25 protein-coding genes are annotated in these 22,775 nt (G+C 73.8%); 14 read left to right on the top strand and 11 right to left on the bottom strand.

Going from position 1 to position 22,775, the window contains the following annotated elements:
• The 3 genes from HA073_RS27505 to HA073_RS27495 all read left to right on the top strand — a co-directional run bounded on the left by HA073_RS27505 (position 1) and on the right by HA073_RS27495 (position 3,653).
• Positions 1–1,230 carry an MFS transporter gene (locus HA073_RS27505; RefSeq protein WP_166457623.1) on the top strand — a complete coding sequence of 410 codons (1,230 nt, stop codon included), beginning with the start codon at positions 1–3 and terminating at the stop codon, positions 1,228–1,230.
• An 81-nt stretch (positions 1,231–1,311) separates the two neighbouring features.
• Complete coding sequence (locus HA073_RS27500) at positions 1,312–3,174, top strand: transketolase (protein ID WP_064445888.1); 1,863 nt, start codon at positions 1,312–1,314, stop codon at positions 3,172–3,174.
• 89 nt (positions 3,175–3,263) lie between these two features.
• On the top strand, positions 3,264–3,653 hold the full coding sequence (locus HA073_RS27495) for a DUF2267 domain-containing protein (RefSeq protein ID WP_043323876.1): 390 nt from the start codon (positions 3,264–3,266) through the stop codon (positions 3,651–3,653).
• A 97-nt stretch (positions 3,654–3,750) separates the two neighbouring features.
• Here the strand turns inward: HA073_RS27495 and HA073_RS27490 are convergent, their stop codons facing one another.
• Positions 3,751–4,149, bottom strand: a complete 399-nt coding sequence (locus HA073_RS27490; protein ID WP_043323878.1) for a YchJ family protein — start codon at positions 4,147–4,149, stop codon at positions 3,751–3,753.
• A 110-nt stretch (positions 4,150–4,259) separates the two neighbouring features.
• Here HA073_RS27490 and HA073_RS27485 point away from each other — a divergent pair, with 110 nt between their 5' ends.
• On the top strand, positions 4,260–5,261 hold the full coding sequence (locus tag HA073_RS27485) for a phosphotransferase family protein (protein ID WP_166457622.1): 1,002 nt from the start codon (positions 4,260–4,262) through the stop codon (positions 5,259–5,261).
• Positions 5,262–5,264: 3 nt separating this feature from the next.
• Here the strand turns inward: HA073_RS27485 and HA073_RS27480 are convergent, their stop codons facing one another.
• The 4 genes from HA073_RS27480 to HA073_RS27465 all read right to left on the bottom strand — a co-directional run bounded on the left by HA073_RS27480 (position 5,265) and on the right by HA073_RS27465 (position 8,472).
• Entirely contained in the window at positions 5,265–5,906 is a 642-nt protein-coding gene (locus tag HA073_RS27480; RefSeq protein WP_043330111.1) for a class F sortase, read from the bottom strand.
• Between the two features lie 73 nt (positions 5,907–5,979).
• Positions 5,980–6,462 carry a hypothetical protein gene (locus HA073_RS27475; protein ID WP_043323881.1) on the bottom strand — a complete coding sequence of 161 codons (483 nt, stop codon included), beginning with the start codon at positions 6,460–6,462 and terminating at the stop codon, positions 5,980–5,982.
• Positions 6,463–6,703: 241 nt separating this feature from the next.
• Entirely contained in the window at positions 6,704–7,372 is a 669-nt protein-coding gene (locus tag HA073_RS27470; protein WP_069088645.1) for a response regulator transcription factor, read from the bottom strand.
• A complete protein-coding gene (locus HA073_RS27465; protein WP_166457621.1) occupies positions 7,369–8,472 on the bottom strand; it encodes a sensor histidine kinase in 1,104 nt (367 codons plus the stop codon). Before HA073_RS27465 ends, HA073_RS27470 begins: the two co-directional genes overlap by 4 nt.
• A 169-nt stretch (positions 8,473–8,641) precedes the next feature.
• Between HA073_RS27465 and HA073_RS27460 the strand changes: the two genes are divergently transcribed.
• The 5 genes from HA073_RS27460 (at position 8,642) to HA073_RS27440 (ending at position 13,321) form a co-directional block, all read left to right on the top strand.
• Positions 8,642–9,058: a DUF6069 family protein gene (locus HA073_RS27460; RefSeq protein ID WP_166457620.1), complete on the top strand. Its 417-nt coding sequence runs from the start codon at positions 8,642–8,644 to the stop codon at positions 9,056–9,058.
• Between the two features lie 178 nt (positions 9,059–9,236).
• Positions 9,237–9,644, top strand: coding sequence for a YciI family protein (locus tag HA073_RS27455; RefSeq protein ID WP_043323886.1), 408 nt, complete (start codon positions 9,237–9,239; stop codon positions 9,642–9,644).
• 8 nt (positions 9,645–9,652) lie between these two features.
• Positions 9,653–10,798, top strand: coding sequence for an RNA polymerase sigma factor (locus tag HA073_RS27450; protein ID WP_166457651.1), 1,146 nt, complete (start codon positions 9,653–9,655; stop codon positions 10,796–10,798).
• A 42-nt stretch (positions 10,799–10,840) separates the two neighbouring features.
• On the top strand, positions 10,841–12,088 hold the full coding sequence (locus HA073_RS27445) for an MFS transporter (protein ID WP_043323888.1): 1,248 nt from the start codon (positions 10,841–10,843) through the stop codon (positions 12,086–12,088).
• A gap of 48 nt (positions 12,089–12,136) precedes the next feature.
• Complete coding sequence (locus tag HA073_RS27440; protein ID WP_166457619.1) at positions 12,137–13,321, top strand: lycopene cyclase family protein; 1,185 nt, start codon at positions 12,137–12,139, stop codon at positions 13,319–13,321.
• Here HA073_RS27440 and HA073_RS27435 read toward each other — a convergent pair.
• Both HA073_RS27435 and HA073_RS27430 read right to left on the bottom strand, forming a co-directional pair.
• Positions 13,318–14,424, bottom strand: coding sequence for a serine hydrolase (locus HA073_RS27435; protein WP_281606071.1), 1,107 nt, complete (start codon positions 14,422–14,424; stop codon positions 13,318–13,320). The two genes, HA073_RS27440 and HA073_RS27435, sit on opposite strands and share 4 nt — an antisense overlap.
• Positions 14,425–14,515: 91 nt before the next feature.
• Positions 14,516–15,304, bottom strand: a complete 789-nt coding sequence (locus HA073_RS27430) for a tyrosine-protein phosphatase (protein ID WP_166457618.1) — start codon at positions 15,302–15,304, stop codon at positions 14,516–14,518.
• Between the two features lie 70 nt (positions 15,305–15,374).
• Between HA073_RS27430 and rnhA the strand changes: the two genes are divergently transcribed.
• Positions 15,375–15,938, top strand: a complete 564-nt coding sequence (gene rnhA, locus HA073_RS27425; protein WP_166457617.1) for a ribonuclease HI — start codon at positions 15,375–15,377, stop codon at positions 15,936–15,938.
• Here rnhA and HA073_RS27420 read toward each other — a convergent pair.
• The 4 genes from HA073_RS27420 to HA073_RS27405 form a co-directional block, all read right to left on the bottom strand.
• The gene (locus HA073_RS27420) at positions 15,857–16,117 is read right to left on the bottom strand and encodes a hypothetical protein (RefSeq protein WP_043323893.1); all 261 of its coding nucleotides are present in this window, start codon (positions 16,115–16,117) and stop codon (positions 15,857–15,859) included. The two genes, rnhA and HA073_RS27420, sit on opposite strands and share 82 nt — an antisense overlap.
• 73 nt (positions 16,118–16,190) lie before the next feature.
• Positions 16,191–16,445 carry a preprotein translocase YidC gene (locus HA073_RS27415; protein WP_104115932.1) on the bottom strand — a complete coding sequence of 85 codons (255 nt, stop codon included), beginning with the start codon at positions 16,443–16,445 and terminating at the stop codon, positions 16,191–16,193.
• 190 nt (positions 16,446–16,635) lie between these two features.
• Positions 16,636–17,523: a pentapeptide repeat-containing protein gene (locus HA073_RS27410; protein ID WP_166457649.1), complete on the bottom strand. Its 888-nt coding sequence runs from the start codon at positions 17,521–17,523 to the stop codon at positions 16,636–16,638.
• Between the two features lie 124 nt (positions 17,524–17,647).
• Positions 17,648–18,049, bottom strand: coding sequence for an SSI family serine proteinase inhibitor (locus HA073_RS27405; protein ID WP_166457616.1), 402 nt, complete (start codon positions 18,047–18,049; stop codon positions 17,648–17,650).
• Positions 18,050–18,460: 411 nt separating this feature from the next.
• On the opposite strand from HA073_RS27405, the gene HA073_RS27400 reads away from it, so the two are divergent.
• The 4 genes from HA073_RS27400 to HA073_RS27385 form a co-directional block, all read left to right on the top strand.
• Positions 18,461–19,492 carry an ABC transporter permease gene (locus HA073_RS27400; RefSeq protein WP_166457615.1) on the top strand — a complete coding sequence of 344 codons (1,032 nt, stop codon included), beginning with the start codon at positions 18,461–18,463 and terminating at the stop codon, positions 19,490–19,492.
• A 59-nt stretch (positions 19,493–19,551) separates the two neighbouring features.
• A complete protein-coding gene (locus tag HA073_RS27395) occupies positions 19,552–21,297 on the top strand; it encodes an ABC transporter substrate-binding protein (protein WP_166457614.1) in 1,746 nt (581 codons plus the stop codon).
• Positions 21,298–21,361: 64 nt separating this feature from the next.
• Positions 21,362–22,351, top strand: a complete 990-nt coding sequence (locus tag HA073_RS27390; protein WP_043330115.1) for an ABC transporter permease — start codon at positions 21,362–21,364, stop codon at positions 22,349–22,351.
• A gap of 16 nt (positions 22,352–22,367) precedes the next feature.
• The coding region (locus tag HA073_RS27385) for an ATP-binding cassette domain-containing protein (protein ID WP_166457613.1) at positions 22,368–22,775 on the top strand (408 nt) is incomplete at its 3' end.

Raw genomic sequence — 22,775 nt, 5'->3', positions numbered from 1 at the left:
ATGCTCGTCGCTCCTGCCCGCGTATCCGCGACCCGCCGCCTGGCGGCGACGCTCTACGGGTACGCGTTCCTCACCGACCTCGTCCTGCTCTACCCGCTCTACGTGCTGCTGTTCGCCGACACCGGGTTGTCGGTCGGGCAGATCTCCTCGCTGTTCGTGCTCTGGGCGGCCGCCGGCATCGTGCTGGAGGTGCCCTCCGGGGTGTGGGCCGACACGGTGTCGCGCCGGCTGCTGCTGTGCCTGGCGCCGCTGCTCGCCGCCGCCGGTTTCGCGCTCTGGGTGCTGCTGCCGTCCTACCCGGCGTTCGCCGTGGGTTTCCTGCTGTGGGGCGCCGGTGGTGCGCTGCGCTCGGGCGCGCTGGAGGCACTGGTCTTCACCGAGCTGGAACGTCTCGGTGCGGCCGACAGGTACGCCCGGCTGATCGGCCGGGCCCGCACCGCCGAGGTGCTCGGCGCCGTCGGGTCCGGGGTGCTCGCCGGGCCGGCGTACGCGCTCGGCGGCTACCTCGCGGTCGGCGCGGCCAGCGTGGCGACCTGCCTGCTGGCGGCAGCCGTCGCGGCCCGCTTCCCGGAACACCGCCCACGATCGTCCGCGCCGGTTCCAGGTGGCGAGCCGGACGGGCCGCGCGCGAGTGCCGCGCCGGGTGACGACGAGCCCGGCTGGCTTAACAGCCTGTGCCTGGGCCTGCGCGAGGTGCGCGCCGACCGCCGCGTCCGGGCCGCCGTGCTGCTGGTCGCGGCGGTGACAGCGATCTGGGGTGGGCTGGACGAGTACACAGGGCTGCTGGCCGCCGACACCGGCATGGCCGAGGTGGGCGTACCGCTGCTGCTCCTGCTGGTCTGGGCCGGGATGACTGTGGGTGGGCTGCTCGCGCCGCTGGGCGAGCGGCTGTCCCACCGGGGGTACGCGGGCCTGCTGGTGTTCGCGGCGGGCGCGACGGCGGCCGGGGCGCTGCTGCGGCACCCGGCGGGGTTCGTGCTGCTGGCCGCCGCGTTCGCCGCGTTCCAGCTCGCCACGGTGCTCGCCGACGTGCGGCTGCAGGCCCGGATCGCCGGGTCGGCGCGGGCCACCGTCACGTCGCTGGCCGGGATGGCCACCGACCTGACCATCGTCGCCTTCTACGCCGGGTACGGGCTGCTCGCCGGCGCGGTCGGCAACCCGGCTGCCTTCGCGGTCGCGGTGCTGCCGTACCTGCTGGTGGCGCTGTGGCTGTTCACCGGTCGAGCATGAATCGCCAGAAAAGGGACCAATGGTCGCGTTCGCGGCCTAGCGTGGGTCCGGAAAATCGGCGACCCCGGGGAGACGATCGCGGTGACGTTGGAAGCAGAGCGCACACTGCGCGACGAGGACCTGACCGGGCTGGCGGAGCTGGCCGCCCAACTCCGGGTGGACGCCATCCGGTGCAGCACGATGGCCGGCTCCGGGCACCCGACATCGAGTCTCTCCGCCGCCGACCTGCTCGCCGTGCTGGTCGCCCGGCACCTGCGCTACGACTGGTCCTACCCGGGCAACCCCGGCAACGACCACCTGATCCTCTCCAAGGGGCACGCCTCGCCGCTGCTGTACGCGGTGTTCCGGGCCACCGGCGCGATCAGCGAGCAGGAGCTGCTGGAGACGTACCGGCAGGCCGGGTCGCGCCTGCAGGGCCACCCCACGCCGGTGCTGCCCTGGGTCGACGTCGCCACCGGCTCACTCGGGCAGGGGCTGCCGGTCGGCGTCGGGGTGGCGCTCGCCGCCCAGTACCTCGACCGGTCACCCGCGCACGTCTGGGTGCTCTGCGGCGACAGCGAGACCGCCGAGGGATCGGTGTGGGAGGCGCTGGACAAGGCCGGGCACTACGGGCTGCGCAACCTCACCACGATCGTGGACGTCAACCGGTTCGGCCAGCGCGGCCCCACCGAGCTGGAGTGGGACCTGGACACCTACCGGCGTCGTGTCGAGGCGTTCGGCTGCCGGGCGATCGTCGTCGACGGCCACGACCTGGGCGCGATCGACGAGGCGTACGGGCAGGCACGCGAGGCCACCGGGCCGACGGTGGTGCTGGCCCGCACGGTCAAGGGCAAGGGCGTGCCGGAGGTGGAGAACGACCCGGCCTGGCACGGCAAGGCCTTCGACCCGGAACTGGCCGACCGGGCCGTACGGGCGCTCGGCGGCCCCCGCCGGATCCGGGTCGCCGGACCGAAACCCCCCGCCGCGCCGCGCACCGCCGCCGCCGAGCACCGGCAGCCGGAGCTGCCCCGGTACGAGCGCGGGACGAAGGTGGCCACCCGGAACGCGTACGGCGACGCGCTGCGCGCCCTCGGCGCCGCCCGGCCCGACGTGGTCGCGCTCGACGGAGAGGTCAGCGACTCCACCCGGGCGGAGAGCTTCGCCGCCGCGTACCCCGATCGGTTCTTCCAGATGTTCATCGCCGAGCAGCAGCTCGCCGCCGCGGCGGTGGGCCTGGCGGTACGCGGCTACCGGCCATTCGCGGCGACGTTCGCCGCGTTCTGGTCCCGGGCGTACGACTTCATCCGGATGGCCGGGGTGTCCCGGGCCGACATCGCGCTGGTCGGCTCGCACGCCGGGGTCGAGATCGGCCCGGACGGCCCGTCCCAGATGGGGCTGGAGGACATCGCGGCGCTTCGCGCAGTGCCCGGCTCCACGGTGCTCAGCCCGGCCGACGCGGTCTCCTGCGCGGCGCTGGTCGCCCAGATGGCCGACCACCCGGGCATCACCTACCTGCGCACCACGCGCGGCAAGTACCCGGTGCTCTACGACGACGGCGAGCCGTTCCCGATCGGCGGCAGCCGAATGGTGCGCGACGGCGGCGACGTGGCGCTGCTCGGCACCGGCGTGACGGTGCACCTCTGCCTCACCGCCGCCGACGAACTGACCCGCGAGGGCATCGACGCGCGCGTGATCGACATGTACTCGATCAAGCCGGTGGACCGGCAGCGCCTCGCCGAGACCGTGGTGGAGACCGGCGGGCGGCTGGTGGTGGTCGAGGACCACTACCCGGAGGGCGGGCTGGGCTCAGCGGTGCTGGAGGCGCTCGCCGACCTGGGCGAACCGTCCCGGGTCAACCACCTGGCGGTACGCGGGCTGCCCGGCTCCGGCACCCCCGCCCAGCAGTTCGACCGGGCCGGCATCGGCGTCGGCGCGATCGTCTCGGCGGCGCGGGCCCTGGCCTGAACGCCTGGTCGCCGGGGCCAGGTCAGCGGCGGTGTTTGCCGAGGCCGGCGGCGGGTAGCCACGCTGCCGTTGCGACGGGAGGACAGACGATGGCCGAACCGGAGTTCTACGCGCGGGTGTCCGCCCGCGCCGGCGTACCGGTCGAGACGGCCCGCGCGCTGACCGAGGCGACGCTGCGCACGCTCGCCGAACGGATCAGCGGCGGCGAGGCCGACGACCTGTCCGCGCACGTCGCGCACGAGCTGCGTCCGTTGCTGGCGCGCGCCCGGGTCGAGGACCCGGAGGTCTTCGGGTATGACGAGTTCCTGCGCCGGGTCGCCGAGCGCTCCGGCGCGACCCCGTCCGACGCCGAGCGCGGCGCGCGGGCGGTGCTGCAGGCGCTGCACCGGGTGGTCGGGCCCGCCCAGTTCAACCGGGCGCTGTCCCAGCTGCCGCGCGAGATCGCCGAGCTGGCCCAGCCCGCCCCGCGCCCGGCCTAGGCGAAAGGAAGGGCCCCTTGTTAACGCCTCCGGTAGAGGAAGGGCCCCTTGTTAACACCCGCCGCCGCAGGCTGCGCGCGTCGGTGCCGGGGAGGCGTCACTCGGGCAGCGCGTCCAGGTAGACCCAGCGGCCGTCCTCGCGGGCGAAGCGGCTGTGCTCGGCCAGCACGCCCGCCCGGCCACCCTCGCGGTAGTGCGCCCGGAACCGGACCGTGCCGGCGCTGTCGAACAGGCCGCCCTGACCGGTCTCCACGATCTCCAGCCGGGTCCAGCGCGTGCCCGGGTCCAGCTCCAGCCGGTCGGGCCGGGTGCTGGGGTGCCAGCTGTGCCGCAGGTAGGCGGCGTCGCCGAGCGCGAACGCGCTGAACCGGGACCGCATCAGCGCCTCCGCGGTCGCCGCCGTCGCCTCGCCCCGGTGGACCGGGGCGCAGCAGTCCGCGTACGGCCGGCCGGTGCCGCACGGGCATGCCGCCGTCCGTTCACCCCGTCTCGCCATGCCGCGATTCTCCCAAGCCTCGGGGAGGTGTTAACAAGGGGCCCTTCCTCTACCGGAGGCGTTAACAGGGGGCCCCTCCTTACACCTCAACCCAGTAGGCTTCCCGGACCATGAGCGTGAGTCCGACTCAGCGTGTCCTCGACCCCGATCAGGTCCGCCGATACCTCACCGCCTCGCTCGGGCCCGGCGTCGAGGTGGCCGACTGCGGCCCGCTGACCGGTGGCGGCTTCGCCGCCGTCTGGCAGGTACGCCTCACCGACGGCCGGGACGTGGTGCTCAAGGTCGGTCCGCCGCCGCACGTGCCGCTGCTGCGCTACGAGCGGGACATGGTCGGCGCGGAGGCGCACTACCTGCGCCTGGTGGCCGACCGCGCACCGGGGGTGCCGACGCCGGTGCTGCTGCACCACGGAACCGACCCCGAGCTGGGCGACTGGCTGCTCATGGCGCGGCTACCAGGTCGTACCCTCTGGGACCTGAGCCAGGCCGGCGCGGACGTCGGGCCGCTGCGCGAGGAGTTCGGCCGCGCGCTCGCCGCGCTGCACGCCGTCACCGGCGAGCGGTACGGCTACGACGGCGACCGGGCGCACGGGGCTACCTGGCGGGACGCGTACACGGCGATGGTGGACGACATGCTCGCCGACGCCGCCGACTGGGCGGTGCCGCTGCCGGTGCCGGCGTCCCGGATCCGGGAGCTGGTGGCGCGGCACGCGGCGGTGCTCGACGCGGTACGCCGTCCGGCGCTGCTGCACTTCGACGGCTGGGCCGGCAACGTGCTCGCCGTGGACGGGCCGGACGGCACGCCCCGGCTCACCGGCCTGGTCGACGGCGAACGCTACCTGTGGGGCGATCCGCTGATGGACCTGGTGTCGCCGCTGCTGTTCCGCCGCGCCGAGGACGAGCCGGACGACCCGCTGGTGCGCGCCTACCGGGCGGCGGCGCCGTTCCCGCTCGACGCCGGGGCGCGGCGGCGGCTCGGGTTGTACCGGCTGTACCTCTACCTGCTGATGACCGTCGAGATGCCCAGCCGGAACATCACCGCCGACAACGACCCGGGCCGGGTGGCGCTGCTGGCGAAGCTGCTCGACGCGGAACTGGCCGACCTGGAAGGCTGAGCGTCAGCGGGTAGCGGTGGCGAAGACCACGATGTTGTCCGGGTAGCTGCCGGTCCGCGGGTCGAACCGCCCGCCGCACGTGATCAAACGCAGCCGCGCAGCAGCGTCGCCGCCGTAGACCCGCGTGGTGGGGAAGCGTTCCTTCGGGTACGCCCCGACGCCGTCCACGGTGAACGCCGCCGTCCGGCCGTCGGCGCGCAGCACCCGGATCGTGTCGCCGGGGCGCAGCCGGCCGAGGTCGAAGAAGACCGCCGGGCCGTGCTGCGAGTCGACGTGCCCGACCAGCACCGCGTTGCCGGCCTGGCCGGGGGCGGGACCGGGGTGGTACCAGCCGGTGACCTCGGGGCGTTCCAGCGGCGGCACTTCCAGCGCGCCGTCGGCGTCGGTGGCCACCGGCACGATCTCGGCGTCCACGCCGATGCGCGGGATGGTCACCCGCACCGGTGTGGCGCGGGGGAGCGCCGGACCTGCCGTACCCGGTCGTTCGGTGGCGGGCGCGGCGGAGACGCCGGGCTGTGGCGGTGGCGTCGACGTGGTGCCGAGCCCGGCCGAGACCAGTCCGGTGCCGGTGGCGGCGGCGACGGTGACGGCGGTGACCACGACGGCGGTGCGCAGCCGCGACCGGCGCTGCGACTCCGACAGCATCCCACCTCCGTCCGACAGGGACGTGCCGCCCGCGCCGGGTGCTCCGGCGCGGGCGGACCGCTCGACGATCCGGTCAGGCGACGGCGCCCGCGCGGCGTCGGCGGATGACCGCGTATGCGCCACCGGCGAGCGCCCCGGCGGCCAGCACGCCCCCGGCGACCAGCACCCCGGTGTCGCCGTCGCGCCCGCCGCCACCGGCCTGCGCGCCGCCGATCGGGGTGACGGTGAACGTGGCGCTGCCGCCGTCGCTGCCGTCGCCGCACGTGGTGGCGACGGTGTACGTGCCGAGCGTGAACCCGGCGGTGAACAGCTCGGCGCTCAGGCCACCGCCCGCGGCCGCAGTGGTGGACCGGACGTTCTGGTCCCGGTCCGGGCCGGTGACCCGGAAGATCGCGTCACCGGCGTTCGGGTTGCACGTGGTGGTCAGCACGACGGTGCCGCCGACCGGGGTGGCGGCGGGTGAGACTCTGGTGTCCGCCAGCGCGGCGGCCGGGAGCAGCAGTGCGCCGAGGCCCACGCCGAACGCCGCCGATCCGAGAAATGACTGTGCCTTCATCCGCGTCTTCCCTCACTTTTCGTCCGCTGTAGGCGTGGGACGTCGTTCGGGTGGCCAACTCCGTGACGAGCACCGGTGTGGCCAACACTAGGAGGGTTGCGGCGGTCACTGGGGGTAATTGAGAAATCTTCGTTGCCGTCCGGTGTGCTCCCTGCCGCCGTCGGAGGGTGGAAATGCCGGGCCAGGCCGGACGGCGAGCCGTCCCGCTTCGCCGTGTCTGGGTCCGCTGTCCGTTTCGCGCCTACCGGACGGGCGGTTCCGGCCGGACCAGCCCGGTGTCGTACGCGAGCACCACCGCCTGGATCCGGTCGCGCAGGCCCAGCTTGGTGAGGATCGCCGAGACGTGTGTCTTCACGGTGGCGGTGCTCAGGTGCAGCCGGGCGGCGATCTCCGCATTGGACAGTGCCCGCGCGGTGAGCGTCAGCACCTCCCGTTCGCGGGCGGTCAGCACGGCGAGGGCGTCACCGGTGGGCGTGGGCGCGGGAAGCCGGTCGGCGTACCGGTCCAGCAGCCGCCGGGTCACAGTCGGCGCGAGCAGCGCCTCGCCCCGGGCCACCACGCGTACCGCCTCGGCGAGGTCGGCCGGGCGGGTGTCCTTGAGCAGGAACGCGCTGGCCCCGGCGCGCAGCGCGGCGTAGACGTGTTCGTCCAGGTCGAACGTGGTCAGCATGACCACCTTGGCCGGGTTGCCGGCGGCCACCAGGTCGCGGGTGGCGGCGATGCCGTCGCGGCGGGGCATCCGCACGTCCATCAGCACCACGTCCGGCCGCGTACGCGTCGCCACCGCGACCGCCTCGACCCCGTCGGCGGCCTCGCCGACCACGCTCAGGTCGGGCCGCGCGTCGAGGACTGTGCGCAGCCCGGCGCGGATCAGCTCCTGGTCGTCGGCGATGACCACCCGTACCGTCATCGGGCCGCCTCCACCGGCAGCCGGGCGTGGACCCGGAATCCGCCGGCCGGCAGCGGGCCGGCGTCGAGTGTGCCGCCGAGCAGCCGGGCCCGTTCCCGCATGCCGACGATGCCGCGCCCGGTGGTCGTGCCGGGGCGGCGGGCGGGCGCCGGGCCGTCGTTGACGACCTCCAGCCGCAGTACGCCGTCGCGGTAATCGACGTCCACGTCGGCGCGGGTGGCATGCCCGTGGCGCAGCGCGTTCGTCAGCGACTCCTGCACGATCCGGTACGCCGACAGCTGCACCCCGCCGGGCAGCGCCTCGCCGTCGTCGTCGCGCCGCAGCGTCACCCGCAGGCCCACCGCCCGTACCGCGTCGGCGAGCGCGTCGAGTTGAGCCAGTCCCGGCTGCGGTCCGTCCGGTTCGGACCCGTCGTCGAGGGCGAGCGCGTGCAGCATGGCCCGCAGTTCGGTCAGCGCCGACCGGGCCGCCGTGTCGATCGCGGCGAGCGCGGCGCGGGCCTGCTCCGGCTGCTCGTCGAACACGTCCTCGGCGGCGGCGGCCTGCACCGCGATGACCGCGACGTGGTGCGCCACCACGTCGTGCAGCTCCCGGGAGATCCGCTCCCGTTCGGCGGCGCGTACCTGCCGTTCGCGCTCGCCGCGCCGTTGCGCCTGGCCCCGTTGCAGTTCGCCGAGCGTCCAGCTCAGGCCCAGCGCGGTCACCGCCAGCAGCAGGTCCCGCCAGCCGCCGGTGACCAGCTTCCACGGCGTGGGCGCGAGCAGCAGCCCGAGCGCGACGAGCGAGTACCGGGGCGGGCGCAGCCGGGCCACGTACGCCATCGGCACCGCGACCAGGCCGAGCCAGCCGAGCTGCGGGCAGAGCGCCTCGAGGCCGACGCCGGCGAGCGCGGCGACGCCGAGGGCGTACCCCGGGTGGCGCCGGATCCACAGCAGACAGCCGGCCTGCGCGACGGCGAGGCCGACCGCGACGGCGGTCGCGCCGGTCGTGTCCGGGCCGGCGTCGGAGGCCAGCAGCGCGAGCAGGCACACGGCGAGGCTCACGGTGGCGATGCCGCCGTCGAGCAGCAGCAGGAGCCGGGACCGGGACGCGCACCTCATGTCCGGATGCTAGGCCGCGGGCGCACCGCTTCTCATCGGTCGCCAGACCGAGATCCGGGCCGGTGATCGGTCCGGCGACGGAGCCGGGAACCGCTCCGTGGCCCGATCCGCGCGGCGGCCCGCCGGACCTAGCGTCGGCGGCAGTCGTCCGGATACCGAGGAGCTACCGATGGAAACCACGATTCCGACCGCCGCCACCCGCCCGACCCGCCGCCGGGTGCGGCTGCTGACGGTGCTCGCCGCCACCGTGGCCACGCTGCTGGGCTGGGTGGTCGCGGTGCCGCTGGCCGGGGTGGATCTGACCGCGCGCACCGGTTCGGACGTGCAGCGGGTGACGCCGGTGGCGGTGGCGGTGAGCACGCTGCTCGCCGGGCTGTCCGGCTGGGCGCTGCTGGCCCTGCTGGAGCGGCTCACCGCCCGCGCCCGGACCGTCTGGACGGTGGTCGCGGGCCTGGTGCTGCTGGTGTCGCTGCTCGGGCCGCTGGGCGGGGGAGTCGGCCGAGCGGCGACGCTGACGCTGGTGGCGTTTCACCTGGTCGCGGGCACGGTGCTGATCACCGGCCTGCGCCGCGGCGCCGCCGCCTGACGGGCCGGGCCGCCGCGACGGGGGCAGGCGGCCCGGCCTCCAGAACTAGCCTCCTAGGATGCCTTACGCGATGTGACGCTCGAAATTCCTCCGCCACCGATGTCGAGAACGGGCAGGCGGCTTCGTCCCCGGAGTGAACGCGGCCAGAATGGGTCGCACCCTCCACGAGGAGACACAGATGAAGTACCTGCTCCTGAAGCACTACCGCGGCGGCCCGACCCCGGTCACCGACATGCCGATGATCGACAAGTGGACGCCGGAGGAGATCTCCGCGCACGTGAACTACATGCAGGAGTTCGCCGCCCGGCTGCAGGAGAGCGGCGAGTACGTCGACGGCCAGGCGCTCGCCCCGGAGGGCACGTTCGTCCGCTACGACGGCGAGGGCCGACCGCCGGTCACCGACGGCCCGTTCGCCGAGACGAAGGACCTGATCGCCGGCTGGATGGTGATCGACGTGGACAGCTACGAGCGTGCCCTCGAACTCGCCGCCGAGCTGTCGGCCGCGCCCGGGCAGGGCGGCAAGCCGATCCACGAGTGGCTGGAGCTGCGCCCGTTCCTGACCGCGCCGCCGACCATCACCGAGTGACCCGTCCGATGGACGAGGTCGCGCTCCGCAGCCTCATCCCGGGCGTACTCGGTGTCCTCGTCCGCCGCGGAGCAGACTTCGCGGCGGCCGAGGACGCCGTGCAGGACGCGCTGATCGAGGCGCTGCGTGTCTGGCCGGCCGACCCGCCCCGCGACCCCTTGGGCTGGCTGGTCACAGTGGCGTGGCGGCGGTTCCTGGACGCGGTCCGCGCCGACGCCGCCCGGCGCCGACGGGAGGACCTGATCGACGAGGAGCCGCCGCCCGGCCCGGTGCCCGCCGTGGACGACACGCTGCGGCTCTACTTCCTCTGCGCGCATCCGTCGCTGAGCCCGTCGTCGGCCGTCGCGTTGACGCTGCGCGCCGTCGGCGGGCTCACCACCCGGCAGATCGCGCAGGCGTACCTGGTGCCGGAGGCCACCATGGCGCAGCGGATCAGCCGGGCCAAGCGCACCGTCTCCGGGGTTCGCCTCGACCAGCCCGGTGACGTCGCCACCGTGCTGCGCGTGCTGTACCTGGTGTTCAACGAGGGCTACTCCGGCGACGTGGACCTGGCCGCCGAGGCGATCCGGCTCACCCGACAGCTCGCCGCCGCGATCGACCATCCCGAGGTGGCCGGGCTGCTCGCGCTCATGCTGCTGCACCACGCCCGCCGGGCCGGCCGGACCGCGCCCGACGGCAGCCTGGTGCCGCTGGCCGAGCAGGACCGCAGCCGGTGGGACACCGCGCTGATCGCCGAGGGCGTGGGCATCCTGCAGACCGCGCTGTCCCGCGACCGGCTCGGCGAGTTCCAGGCCCAGGCCGCGATCGCGGCACTGCACGCGGACGCGCCCACCGCCGCGGAGACCGACTGGGTGCAGATCGTCGAGTGGTACGACGAGCTGGTGCGCCTGACCGGCAACCCGATCGCCCGGCTCAACCGGGCGGTCGCGGTCGGCGAGGCGGACGGCCCGCGCGCCGGGCTGGCGGCGCTCGCGGCGCTTGACGAAACGCTGCCCCGGTACACGGCGGTGGCCGCGTACCTGCACGAACGCGACGGCGACCCGGAGCGGGCAGCCGGCCTGTACGCCGACGCGGCCCGTCGCGCGACCAGCCTGGCCGAACGCGACCACCTCAACCGGCAGGCGGCCCGCCTCAACTCCCACCGCCCCGGATAAACCGGTCGGCAGGGTTCGTCGCCGCTGGTAGGTTGCCTCGCCGTGACGGGGGAACGGCTCGGCGGGCGCTTCGCCCGACTGTGGACGGCGAGCACGCTGTCCGCGCTGGGCAGCGGGACGGCGACTGTGGCCGCGCCGCTGTACGTGGCGTCGCTCACCGACGATCCGCTGGTGGTGTCGGCCGGGGCGGCGGTGTCGTGGCTGCCGTGGCTGCTGTTCGCGCTGCCCGGCGGCGTGCTGGCCGACCGGGTGGACCGGCGGCGGCTGATGGTGCTCATCGACTGGGTACGCGTCGGCGCGCTCGCCGTGCTCGCGGCGGCGATGCTGGCCGACCGGGCCGGGATCGCGCTGCTGTACGCGGTGCTGTTCGTGGTGAACACCGGCGAGGTGGTGTTCCGGACCGCCGCGCAGGCGGTGCTGCCGGCGGTGGTGCCGCGCTCGCTGCTGGAACGCGCCAACGGGTGGCTGGGCGGCGGCACCCAGGTGATGCAGAACATGATCGCCGGCCCGCTCGGCGGGTTCCTGTTCGTGCTGGCGGCGTCGCTGCCGTTCGCCCTGAACGCCGGCACGTACGCGCTCAGCGCCGTGCTGGTCGGGCTGCTCGCCGGGACGTACCGTGCCGGGCCGGCGCCGGACGGGCGGCGTTCGGCGCGGGCGGAGGTCGCGGAGGGGTTCCGCTGGCTGTGGGGGCAGCGGCTGCTGCGCACCATGACCGTGCTGATCGGCCTGCTCAACGTCACGCTCACCGCCGCCGTGGCGGTGCTGGTGCTGCTCGCCACCGAACGGCTGGGTCTCGGCTCGGTCGGCTACGGCGCGTTGTTCACCTGCATGGCAGTGGGCGGCGTGCTCGGCTCGGTGGTGGGGGACCGGCTGATCGCCGCGATCACGCCCACCTGGACGGTGCGGACCGGGCTGCTGGTCGAGGCGGGACTGCACCTGGCGCTGGCCGCGTCCCGCAGCGCCGCCGTGGTCGGGTTCGCGCTGTTCGCGTTCGGGGCGCACAGCGCGCTGTGGAACATCGTGGCGAACTCGCTGCGGCAGCGGCTCACCCCGCCCGCGTTGATGGGCCGGGTCGGCAGCACCACGTTGTTCGTCGCGGCGGGCGGAAACTGCGTCGGCGCGCTGCTGGGCGGTGTGGTGGCGGCCCGGTTCGGCATCACCGCGCCGTACTGGGTGGGTTTCGTGGTGGCGGTCGCGGTGATCGCCGCGACGTGGCGGGTCTTCGACCGGGCGACGGTGGCCGCCGCCTACGCCCAGCCGGCCCCGCAGGAGCCCGCCCCGGTGGCCTGAGCGCGGGTCGGCCGAGGGCCGCGCCCGCCGATGTGACAGCGTGGTCGGGTGCAGGCATCCTCAGCGGTCGACGTCGACCTCGCGCTGGTCGGCGGCGGCGGCGCCGCGTCCCTGGTCCTGGCCGCGCTGGACCGCTACGACGTGACCGGGCTGCGGGTCGCGGTGGTCGACCCGGTGCACAAACGCGGCCAGGACCGCACGTGGGCGTTCTGGGGCCTGCCCGGTGACGACCTCGATCCGCTGCTGAGCGCGAGCTGGTCGCAGGTCGACGTGGTCACGCGCGCCGGCCGCCGCGTCCTCACGCTCGACCCGCTGCGGTACGCCATGCTGCGCTCCGCCCCGGTCTACGACCGGGCTGCCGCGGCCGAGCGGCGGCTGGACGCGGTCCGGATCAGCGCTCCGGCGGGGGAGCTGCACGACGACGGCGAGCGGGTCACTGTCTGCGACCCCGAGGGGCGTGAGCTGGTGCGCGCCGGGTGGGTGCTCGACTCGCGGCCCCGGCGGCCGAAACGACCGGGGCGGACCAGTTGGTTGCAGCACTTCCGGGGCTGGTGGCTGGCCGCCGACCGGCCGACGTTCGATCCGCAGCGGGCCGTTCTGATGGACTTCCGCACCCCACAGCCGCAGCGCGGCGTCTCCTTCGGGTACGTGCTGCCTGTCGACGACCGGTTCGCGCTGGTCGAGTACACCGAGTTCGGCCCGGCCCTGCTCGACGACGCGGGCTACGACACGGCGCTGCGCGGCTACGCCGACCTGCTCGGGCTGGACCTGACCGCGCTGCGGGTGCGGGAGGTCGAGGACGGCGTGATCCCGATGACCGACGGCCCGTTCGAACCCCGTCCCAGCCCGCGGGTGGTGCGGCTGGGCACCGCCGGTGGGGCGACCCGCCCGTCCACCGGGTTCACGTTCTCCGCGATGCTGCGCCAGGCCGACCAGGTGGCCCGGGCGCTCGCCGCCGGCCGCCCGCCGGTGCCCGCGCCCGCGTACCCGGGGCGGCACCTGTGGATGGACGCGGTGGCGCTGCGCGCGCTGGACCGGGGGCACGTCGGCGGGGTGGAGTTCTTCGAGCGGCTGTTCGACCGCAACCCGGCGGAGCGGGTGCTGCGGTTCCTCGACGGCGTGACCAGCCCGGCCGAGGACCTGGCGGTGATGCGGTCCAGCCCGCTGCTGCCGATGACCGGCGCGGTGCTCGGCGACGCGGCCGGCCGGCTGCGGGCCCGCCTGCGCCGCTAGCGTCGTTCGGTGACGCGGTCGCGCACCAGCACCCGCAGCTGCTCCATCGGGTCGCCGTCGCCCGCGCCGAGCCGGTTGCGCACCGCCGCCACCGTCAACCCCAGATCCGGGTACGCGAACGCGAGGCTGCCACCGCTACCGGCGGTGCCGAACGATCCGTCGTCCTCGACCGCGTACCCGAGCCCGAACGTGCTCTCCTGGCCGAACACCCACTCCTGGGCGCGTACCGCAGGGGCGGACACCTCCCGCATCCGCGCGGCGGAGATCAGCCGTACCCCGTCGACCGGGCCGAGCAGCGCCGCGTACATCCGGGCCACCGCGCGGGCGCTCATCGTGCCGACCGACGGCACGTCGGCGCGCAGCACGTCGGGGCGGGAACCGATGACGGTGTCGGGGCGTACCGCTGGCGGGGCGACCGCGTCGAAGTGCGGCAGGTTCGCCCCGGCCCAGGTCATCAGCGCGGACAGGCCGGCGTCCTCCAGCCGGGCCAGCCGGGCCAGGTCCGCCTCCGGTACGGCGAGGAACAGTTCCCGGTCCACGCCGAGCGGCCCGGCCACCTCGTCGGCGAGCACCCGCGACACCGGCGCGCCGGCGACCCGCCGGACCACTTCGCCGAGCAGCCACCCCCACGTCCAGGCGTGGTACGCCAGCCGCTCGCCGGGCGCCCACAGCGGCCGCGCGTCTGCCAGCAGCTCGCACATGCGCGTCCAGTCGGTGAAGTCCTCCGGCGTGACGTCGGCGGGCAGCGCGGGCAGGCCGGCGGTGTGGGTGAGCACGTGCCGCAGCGTGATGGCGTCCTTGCCGTGCCGGGCGAACTCCGGCCACACCGCGGCGAGCGGCAGGTCGTAGTCGAGCCGTCCCCGCTCGGCGAGCACGTGCACGACGGTGGCGGTGAGTCCCTTGCCGGTGGAGACCGCGTGCACGGGCGTGTCGGCGGTCATCGGCCGTCCGGTGGTGGTGTCGGCGAGCCCCGCGTGTTCGGAGACGATCGCGACCCCGTCCAGGTACGCGGCGACCTGCACACCGGCCTCCCGGCCGGAGGAGACCAGCTCGTCGATCGTGTCCCGTACCTCGGCCCGCAGGCCGTCCCACCGCGTGTCCACGATTTCGCAGCGTGCCAGACCGCCGCGCCGCCGTCGCTCGCTTTTCGGCCGCCGGTTCTCCGTCGCTGCGTGCTCGGCCGGGCGGCGGCGCTCAGCGGGCGAGTGTCGTCGGCGTGGCGCCGGTGGTGCCCTGGGTCGGCAGCGGGTCCGTGTCGCCGGTGAGCAGCCGGGCGCGCAGCGCGTCGATCGTCTGCGCGTCGACACCGAGCCGGCCGGTCACGTACCCGTGCACGGAACCGTGTGCGGCCCTCAGGTCGGCCAGCACCAGCCGGATGACCTCGGCCGGCGCCCGCCCGTACGCGGGCCAGCCCGGCGTCGCGCCGCCGTTGCGGTCCCGCCACTCGGCGACCAGCCGGTCGGTGGCGTGCTCGGTGAGCGCGAAGTCCGCGGCGATCTGGTCGTCGTCCACCCCCAGCAGGGACAGCACCAGTGCGGCGAGCAGGCCGGTACGGTCCTTGCCGGACGCGCAGTGGAACACCAGCGGATGCTCGCCGTCCGCGATCACCTCGATCGCCCGGCGCAGCTCGGCCACGCCGTCCTCGGCCACCTCGGCGTACCGGTCGGCCAGGTAGCGCCACGGGTCCACGTCGGGATCGATGTCGGCCTGCACGTACGGCCGGTGCTCGATGCTCAGGTTGTGCCAGGTGACGCCGAGGCTCTCCGGGGCCCGGCCGCGGTCGGCGATCTCCCACGGGTAGCGCAGGTCGATCACGGTGCGGACGCCGAGCGCGGCGAACTGCTGCAGGTCGTCACCGGCGAGCTTGGCCAGCGAGTCGGAGCGGTAGAGGCGGCCCCGGGCGACGGTGCGGCCGTCGCCGGTCCGCCAGCCGCCGAGGTCACGGAAGTTGCAGAGGGTGGCGAAGTCCGGGGGAGTGGTCATGCCGGCACGGTAGCCGCGCGCGGCGGGTCGGGTGGTCCCGCGTGCTCGCGTACCCGGTAGGTTGCCGGGCATGGCGGAGGCGGAGACCGGCCGGGTCGTGGAGATCTGGACCGACGGCGCGTGCAGCGGCAATCCCGGGCCCGGCGGGTGGGGCGCGGTGCTGCGCTGGGGCGGGCACGAGCGGGAGCTGTGCGGCGGCGAGGCCACCCCGACCACCAACAACCGGATGGAGCTGACCGCCGCGATCCGGGCGCTGGAGAGCCTGACCCGCCCGGTCACGGTACGGCTGCACACCGACAGCACCTATGTGCGCAACGGCATCACCGGCTGGCTGAACTCGTGGAAGCGCAACGGCTGGCTGACTGCCGCGAAGCAGCCGGTGAAGAACGCCGACCTGTGGCAGGCGCTGGAGGCGGCCTGTGCCCGGCACGACGTGACGTGGCTGTGGGTGAAGGGCCACAACGGGCACCCGGAGAACGAACGCGCCGACGCGCTGGCGAACCGGGGCATGACCGAGGCGCGGAGCGGCACGGCCGCCGCCCCGCGCACGCGTCAGCGCAGCGGCCGGCCCTCCTCGATCTCCTCCGGCTCCTCGGACGGGTCGCCGGTCCCGGAGACCGCGTCGACGTCGTAGCCGGCGCGGCTGACCTCCCGCGCGGACCGGCGGTCCTCGGCGGGCAGGTCGGCGAAGTCGTCACCGGTGTCGTCGGTGGTGTGCAGGGACTCGCCCGGCGGGCGCAGGGACGCCTCGTACGCGGTCACGCCGTCGGGTTCGTCGCCGGCCGCGCGGCCGAAGGACTCTTCACTGGTCATGTCGCACTCCTGCCCGCAGCGGGTGACGGCAAACGTTCGGGTGGCCTGGTGTCCGGCCGGTGCTCGCGCCTGCTCAGCCGGCGGCGTCCCGTCCGCGGGCCGCGTCCGGGTGGGTCGGCATCGAGGAGCCGCCCGAGCTGCTGCCGGAGGCGCCGCCCGCCATGCCGGAGCCGTCGTCCTCGGTCACCTCGTCCGGTTTCGGCGCGCCGGGTGCGGGCGCCGGCACGTCGGTGTCCGCGGCCGTCTGCACCAGCGGAACCTGCCCGGCCTCGTCCTCGGCGTGCGCCGGATCGACCGGCTCCTCACCGTCGCGTGCCCGATATCCCACCGGTGCCCCTCCCGTCGACCAACAGTCGTCCGCGCCGCCTACCCCACCCCATCCCCACCAAACCCCGCCCCCTCCGCCCTCCGGCCCCCCTTCTCCCCGTTGATCAAGGAGTTTGTGTCCCGATCCGGCCCCGAACCAGCCACAAACTCCTTGATCGTCGCCCAGTGTCCGGACCGGTGGGCCGGGCGGGTCAGCGGCGGCGGCTGGGGCGTGGCCGGGGGCGGGCCGGGGTCAGCGTCAGGGACCAGTGGGCCGGGCGGCGCAGCCCCGGCGGCAGGACCGTGCGGTGGTCGCCGCGCGCGGCGTCGAGCTGCGACTGGTGCGTGAACAGGCACTCGCTCAGGTCGGCGCCGCGCAGGTCGGCCCCGCGCAGGTCCGCGCCGGTCAGGTCGGCCGCGCCGAGCCGTACGCCCCGCAGGTCCGCGCCGATCAGGCAGGCGCCGCGTAGGTTCGCCCCGGCCAGCGGCGTACGGCGCAGGTCCACAGCGATCAGCGTCGCGCCCCGGCGGTCCGGGCCGGCCTTCCCGGCGCGGGCCTGTTCGGCGGCGCGGGACAGGAGCCGGTTGGCCCGGTCCCGGTGCGCGTCGACGTCGAGCGCGAGCAGCTCGTCAGGGGTGCCGTCGGCGAGCCGGCCGGTCTCGTCCAGCACTGCGGTCAGCTCGTCGCGCAGCGGGCCGGGCGGGGTCAGGCGTACCGCCTCGGTCAGATACCAGAGCAACTCGTGCAGGGGCCGCAACACCGCGAAGGTGTCGAACATCCGCGCTGCGGTGGCCGGGTCGGCGCGCCAGTCGCGGCCGGCGAACGTGTGCCGGGTGAGGTGCTGGCCGGCGCCGAAGCAGTCGAACACGGTGCATCCGGGGAAGCCGCGTTGCCGCAGCTCGGTGTGGATGCCGCAGCGGAAGTCGGCGCCCAGGTTCGGGCAGGGCCGTCCGGCGGGCTTGTCGATGGCGAAGTCGGCGGACGCGGTGAACGCCGGCGCGACGCAGCAGACCCCGGCGCAGCGCGAACAGTCCGCCCGCAGCTCCCGCCCGCCACCGACCGTGCGCGCCTCCACAGCACCCCCGTCCACCCGCACCATTCTCCGCACCCACCCCACCCCCACCCCACCCACCCCACCCACCCCGTCGATCATGAGGTTGACGGCGACAAAACGGACGGCAACCGCCGCCAACCTCATGATCAACCAGAACGAGAGGGGAGGGTCAGAAGGTGAAGAGGGAGGCGGTGGTGCGCTGCATCAGGCAGGGGTTGGCGAACGTGCGCGTGTAGGAGACCGGGCGGTTCTGCCAGAAGCCTGCGGCGCGGGCGACGACCGGGGCGTACTGGGAGGTGCACGGCGTGCCGTCCACGTCGAGCGCGTCCAGGTCGCCGTCGACGCGGGCGACGAGCCGGCAGGCGGTGATCGGGTCGGGGTGCAGACCGCCGGTCGGCCCGCAGGTCAGCACCGTGGCGCGTACGCCGGCGCCGTCGTCGACGGTGAGCAGCAGCACCGAGGGGGTCTGCGGGCCGGGGCGCGGCGCGGCCTGCGCGGGGGAGGCCGGCGCGGCGAGGGCGCCGAGCGCGGCGACCAGGGCCAGTGCGGCGGTACGTCGGGCGAAGGGCATGGGTGGTCCTTCCGTCGGGGCCCCGGGGTGCGGGGCCGATGGGTGGCCCGGTCCGTCGTGCGTAACCGGGCCGCCGAGAACCCTAGGTGGACGGTGTGAACGCGAAGAGTCACGAAGTGTTACACCAGCCGACCGCGTCGCACGTTCGGTGTGACATCGGCGTACGGGAATGCCCGAACGGCTGACAACCGCTTCCGCGCCTCGCGTAAACGCATTCCGAATAAGCGTGACGCCTGCCTGAAAGGCTGACAACCAAATCGGCCCGTTATTGCGCTGATGCATTCCGTACGCCGGATCGTTGTCAATGGATGACAACCGGAACGGCCGTTACCGTAACGATTCTTTCCGGTGCTCCGTATCCCTTTACCGTCGGGTGGCAGGGCGTTTTCGCCCCCGTCGGAGGGACTGTTCATGAGCGATCTCTCACACCCGCCGCCCCGGACCACGGCCGCCGACGCGACCATTTCCGTCCCGGAGATCCAGGCCGGCCCGGAGCCCGCCGGCCGGACCGCCGAGTTCGTCGGCCGGTCACCGAACCAGCTCGCCTGGCTGCGGCTCAAGCGGGACCGTACGGCCCGGGTCAGCGCCCTGACGCTCCTCGTGGCCGCGGTGGCGGCGCTCGGCGCGCCGCTGCTGGGGCGGCTCACCGGAATCGACCCGACCGACAAGTTCGTCGACCGGTTGAACGATTTCGGAATGCCGATCGGGTATGCCGGCGGGATCAGTTCAGATCATTGGCTGGGCCTTGAGCCGGGCAGCGGCCGGGACATCCTGATGCAACTGGTCTACGGTCTTCGAACGTCGCTGTTCATCGCGTTCACCTCGGCGCTGCTGGCCTCGTGCATCGGCGTCGCGGTCGGTGTGCTGGCCGGATGGGCCAGAGGCTGGCTGGACAGTCTCGTCAACTGGCTGATCGACCTCACGCTGGCGTTCCCGTTCCTCATCTTCGCCCTCGCGGTCATCCCGATCCTGCAGGACCGCTTCTACTCCGACCGGGAGGCGCCGTCGCCGGCCTTCCGGGTGGCGCTGATCGTCGCCACCTTCGGCCTGTTCAGCTGGACGTACACCGCGCGGCTGGTCCGCGGGCAGGTGATCTCGCTGCGGGAGCGGGAGTTCGTCGACGCGGCCCGGGCCGCCGGTGCCGGCACCGCGCACATCCTGCTGCGGCAGCTGCTGCCGAACATCTGGGCGCCGATCCTGGTCACCGTCTCGCTGATGGTGCCCCAGTTCATCGCCATCGAGGCGGCGCTGGCGTTCGTCAACATCGGCGTCACCGAACCCACGCCCGACCTGGGCCGCATGATCTTCAACAGCATCGGCTACGTCGCGAGCGACCCCTGGTACACCCTGTTCCCCGGGTTGACGATCTTCCTGCTGGTCCTGGCGTTCAACCTGCTCGGCGACGCGCTGCGCGACTCGCTGGATCCCCGCTCCACCCGGTAGTCCCCACGGCCATCACACGCCCGGCCGGCGGGGGCCGCCGGGCACGAAGGGAGCACACCGTGCGCGCACGAACCCGGACACTGACAGGTGTCCTCGCCGCGGCGGCGCTGGCCGCCGCCGGCTGCAACCCCACGCCCGACGACAGCGGCGGCGACGACCAGAAGACCAAGACCCAGAGCGGCTCGATCTCGTACGAGGCCGCCGACAACCAGGGCCCGGCGAAGCCCGTCGACGGCGCGTCCCGGGGCGGCACCCTCACCGTCATGCAGCCGGCCGACTTCGAACACCTCGACCCGGCCCGCAACTACGTCAACGTGCAGCAGGTCGCCGGCGGGATGCTCTACCGCCCGCTCAACGGCTACAAGGAGGACGGCACCGGCAAGCTGCTGCTCGTCGGCGACCTGGCCACCAACCCCGGCAAGGACGTCGACGGCGACTGCAAGGTCTGGGAGTTCACGCTGCGCGACGGCGTGCGCTACGAGGACGGCACGCCGGTGAGCAGCAAGGACGTCGCCCACGGCATCGCCCGCTCGTTCGCGGCGAACCTCAACGAGGGCCCGCACTACATCCAGCAGTGGCTCTACCCGGGCGGGGCGTACAACGCCACCTACAAGGGACCGTACGACGGCGGCAAGCCGGTGCCCGACGGCGTCACCACCCCCGACGACCGGACCATCCGGTTCACGTTCCCGCAGCCGCACTGCGACATGCCGTACGCGGCGGCGCTGCCCACCAGCGCGCCGGTGCCCGCCGCCAAGGACACCCGCGCCAACTACGATCTGCGGCCGTTCTCGTCCGGCCCGTACCGGGTGAAGTCCTACCAGCGCGACGTGTCGCTGGAGCTGGAACGCAACCCGAACTGGGATCCGGCGACCGACCCGATCCGCAACGCGTACCCGGACACGGTCCGGATGACGTTCGGCCTGGAGCAGGCCCAGATCGCCGAGCGGCTGGTCGCCGACGGACCGGCCGACCAGGCGGCGCTGAGCTGGTCGGACGTGCCGCCGTCGGTGCTGCCCCGCACCACCGGCGCCGGCGTCGCCGACCGGGTCGTCCGCGGCCCGACGCAGTACAACTGGGTGCTGAGCATCAACACCCAGCGGGTCACCGACCTGAGCGTACGGCGCGCGCTGAACTACGCGGTCGACAAGGACGCCCTGCTCAAGGTGCTCGGCGGCCAGGCCGCCGGGACACCCGCGACCACGCTGATGTCACCCACCACCGCCGGGTTCGTGCCGTACGACGTGTTCAACGCCCCGGTCACCGGCGACAAGGCGAAGACCGCCGAGCTGCTCGCCGGAAAGCGGCCGAAGCTGGTGCTCGCCCACTCCAGCCTGGAACTGCGTACCCAGCAGGCCGAGGCGCTGCGCAAGAACCTCACCGACATGGGCTTCGACATCGTGATGAAGCCGATCGACAACAGCAGCTACTACGACGAGGTCGGCCGCAAGGACAACCCCTACGACCTCTACCTCACCGGCTGGGGCTCGGACTGGCCCACCGGCTCCACAGTCATCCCGCCGGTCTACGACGGACGGGAGATCGTGGCCGAGGGCAACCAGAACCTGTCGTACCTCGACGAGGCGTCGGTCGGCGCGGAGATCGACCGGGTCCGCGCCCTGCCCGCCGCGGAGCAGGACGCCGGCTGGATGGCGCTCGACCGCATGATCATGGAGAAGTACGCGCCGGTGGTGCCCTGCTACTACGACGCCACCTACGAGCTGCACGGCTCGAAGGTCGGCAACGCCTTCCTCAGCGACGCGTTCGGGATCATCTCGCTCAACGGCATCTACGTGAAGAAGTGACAGCCGCGCGGGGACGGCTGCCACGGCGGCCGTCCCCGCGCCCACCCCGGGGGAGGTGCTCCCGTTGCTCCGTTTCGTCGTCCGGCGGTTGCTCGTCGCCGCCCTGACCCTGGTCGTCATCAGCCTCGTCACATTCGGTCTCTTCTTCGCGGTGCCGAGCAGCCCGGCGAAGGTGATGTGCGGCAAGAACTGCACGGCCGAGGACATCGCCCAGGTCGAGCGCCGCCTCGGCATCGACCAGCCGCTGCCCCGGCAGTACGCGGACTTCGTCGGCGGCGTCTTCGCCGGCCGTACCTACGGCGAGGGGGACTTCCGGCAGGATTGCCCGGCGCCCTGCCTGGGTTACTCGTTCCGCAACAACCAGCCGGTCACCGAGATCGTCGCGCAGCGCGCCCCGGTGACGTTCAGCATCGTCCTCGGCGGCGCCGTGCTCTGGCTCGGCCTCGGCATCTCGCTGGGCATGGTGTCGGCGCTGCGCCGGGGTACGGCGTTCGACCGCGCCGCCATCGGCGTCACCCTGGCCGGCGCGTCCATGCAGGTCTACTTCTTCGGTCTGATCCTGCTCTACCTGCTGGTCTACTCCACCGGGCTGCTGCCGTTCCCCAGCTACACGCCGCTGACCGAGAGCCCGGCCCGGTGGGCGGCCGGGCTGCTGCTGCCCTGGATGACGCTGGGTTTCCTCAACTCGGCGCTGTACGCCCGGCTGTCCCGGGCGCAGATGCTGGAGACCCTGTCGGAGGACTTCATCCGTACCGCCCGGGCGAAAGGGCTGCCCGCGCGGCAGGTGCACACCCGGCACGCGCTGCGCGCGGCGATCACGCCGATCGTCACTATCGCCGGGCTGGACATCGGCACCAGCCTCGGCGGCACGTTCATCACCGAGACCATCTTCGGCCTCCAGGGCCTCGGCAAGGCGACAGTGGAGGCGGTGCAGTTCCTCAACCTGCCGGTGGTGATGGCGACGGTGCTGCTGGCGGCCGTGTTCATCGTGGTCGCCAACATCGTCGTCGACGTGCTGTACGCGGTGATCGACCCACGGGTCCGGCTGGGCTGAGGAGGAGGAGACGGACATGGTGGAGCTTCCGACGCCGCGAAGCGGCGAGGACCCGTACCTGCGGGTCACGGATCTGCGGGTGCGGTTCGACACCGAGGACGGTGTCGTCAAGGCCGTGGACGGGGTGTCGTTCGCCGTCGAGCGGGGCCGCACGCTGGGGATCGTGGGGGAGTCCGGTTCCGGTAAGAGCGTGACGTCGCTGGCGATCCTGGGTCTGCACAACGCGAAGCGGACGACCATTTCCGGGGAGATCTCCGTCGGTGGGCGTCAGTTGGTCGGGCTGCGTGAGGAGGAGATTCGTCGGTTGCGGGGCCGGGACATGGCGATGATCTTTCAGGATCCGTTGTCGGCGTTGCATCCGTACTACTCGGTGGGGCGGCAGATCGCGGAGGCGTACCGGGTGCATCATCCGAGGGCCGGGCGG

It is taken from the genome of Micromonospora sp. CMU55-4 (genome assembly GCF_011602315.1).
GTDB lineage: Bacteria > Actinomycetota > Actinomycetes > Mycobacteriales > Micromonosporaceae > Micromonospora > Micromonospora chalcea.
The sequence above is the reverse complement of the archived record's forward strand: the minus strand, read 5'-3'. Positions and strand labels throughout refer to the sequence as shown.

Bases quoted from the DNA above. Each gene is read 5' to 3' on its own strand.
- HA073_RS27505 (WP_166457623.1), top strand. From the start codon at position 1: ATGCTCGTCGCTCCTGCCCGCGTATCCGCGACCCGCCGCCTGGCGGCG.
- HA073_RS27495 (WP_043323876.1), top strand. From the start codon at position 3,264: ATGGCCGAACCGGAGTTCTACGCGCGGGTGTCCGCCCGCGCCGGCGTA.
- HA073_RS27490 (WP_043323878.1), bottom strand. From the start codon at position 4,149: ATGGCGAGACGGGGTGAACGGACGGCGGCATGCCCGTGCGGCACCGGC.
- HA073_RS27485 (WP_166457622.1), top strand. From the start codon at position 4,260: ATGAGCGTGAGTCCGACTCAGCGTGTCCTCGACCCCGATCAGGTCCGC.
- HA073_RS27480 (WP_043330111.1), bottom strand. From the start codon at position 5,906: ATGCTGTCGGAGTCGCAGCGCCGGTCGCGGCTGCGCACCGCCGTCGTG.
- HA073_RS27475 (WP_043323881.1), bottom strand. From the start codon at position 6,462: ATGAAGGCACAGTCATTTCTCGGATCGGCGGCGTTCGGCGTGGGCCTC.
- HA073_RS27470 (WP_069088645.1), bottom strand. From the start codon at position 7,372: ATGACGGTACGGGTGGTCATCGCCGACGACCAGGAGCTGATCCGCGCC.
- HA073_RS27465 (WP_166457621.1), bottom strand. From the start codon at position 8,472: ATGAGGTGCGCGTCCCGGTCCCGGCTCCTGCTGCTGCTCGACGGCGGC.
- HA073_RS27460 (WP_166457620.1), top strand. From the start codon at position 8,642: ATGGAAACCACGATTCCGACCGCCGCCACCCGCCCGACCCGCCGCCGG.
- HA073_RS27455 (WP_043323886.1), top strand. From the start codon at position 9,237: ATGAAGTACCTGCTCCTGAAGCACTACCGCGGCGGCCCGACCCCGGTC.
- HA073_RS27450 (WP_166457651.1), top strand. From the start codon at position 9,653: ATGGACGAGGTCGCGCTCCGCAGCCTCATCCCGGGCGTACTCGGTGTC.
- HA073_RS27430 (WP_166457618.1), bottom strand. From the start codon at position 15,304: ATGACCACTCCCCCGGACTTCGCCACCCTCTGCAACTTCCGTGACCTC.
- rnhA (WP_166457617.1), top strand. From the start codon at position 15,375: ATGGCGGAGGCGGAGACCGGCCGGGTCGTGGAGATCTGGACCGACGGC.
- HA073_RS27420 (WP_043323893.1), bottom strand. From the start codon at position 16,117: ATGACCAGTGAAGAGTCCTTCGGCCGCGCGGCCGGCGACGAACCCGAC.
- HA073_RS27410 (WP_166457649.1), bottom strand. From the start codon at position 17,523: ATGGTGCGGGTGGACGGGGGTGCTGTGGAGGCGCGCACGGTCGGTGGC.
- HA073_RS27405 (WP_166457616.1), bottom strand. From the start codon at position 18,049: ATGCCCTTCGCCCGACGTACCGCCGCACTGGCCCTGGTCGCCGCGCTC.
- HA073_RS27400 (WP_166457615.1), top strand. From the start codon at position 18,461: ATGAGCGATCTCTCACACCCGCCGCCCCGGACCACGGCCGCCGACGCG.